Annotated in this window: 1 protein-coding gene; it reads right to left on the bottom strand. The window is 68.9% G+C overall.

Features of this window, described 5'->3' with window-relative positions; all coding sequences use genetic code 11:
• Positions 1 to 372: rhodanese-like domain-containing protein (locus V7672_RS15285; RefSeq protein WP_335625422.1), on the bottom strand; the 372-nt coding region annotated here is incomplete at its 3' end.
• Positions 373 to 524 lie beyond the last annotated feature (152 nt).

Here is a 524-nt window from a genome sequence, read left to right as displayed (position 1 = left end):
CTTGTAGCCGCCCTTCAGCGTGGCCGCGGGCCAGCCCACCTGCGTCATGATCAGCGCCATCGATCCCGAGCGCTGCCCGCCCCGCCAGCAATAGATGAGCGGGCTGTAGCCGGCGGGCTTGCCGGACAGCGCCGTCTCGAGATGGCGCGCGATATTGCGCGAGACCAGCGCCGCGCCCATGCGCCGCGCCTCGAAGCGGGAGACCTGCTTGTAGGTATAGCCCACCCGCGCCCGCTCCTCATTGTCGAGCACAGGCAGGTTGAGGGCGCCCGGCACGTGGTCCTCATCGAACTCGGCCGGGCTGCGCACGTCGATGATGTCGTCGAACCGCTCGATCAGGGAGGCGTCGAAGCTGTCGACCGGATCGCGCATCGCCTGTGGGTCAGCTCCCCGCCGGGGTGATGGCCAGGCGCACCGTCTCGCCGCCAAGCTCCACGCTGCGCGTCGCCGACAGTCCCTGCTCGCGCACGATCGCGGTCGCCAGCGCTTCGGATTTCAGGAAGGCGTTGTGGCTTTCGATGATC

Origin of the sequence: Brevundimonas sp., assembly GCF_036963785.1 — a bacterium.
Classification (GTDB): Bacteria; Pseudomonadota; Alphaproteobacteria; order Caulobacterales; family Caulobacteraceae; genus Brevundimonas.
The sequence above is the reverse complement of the archived record's forward strand: the minus strand, read 5'-3'. Positions and strand labels throughout refer to the sequence as shown.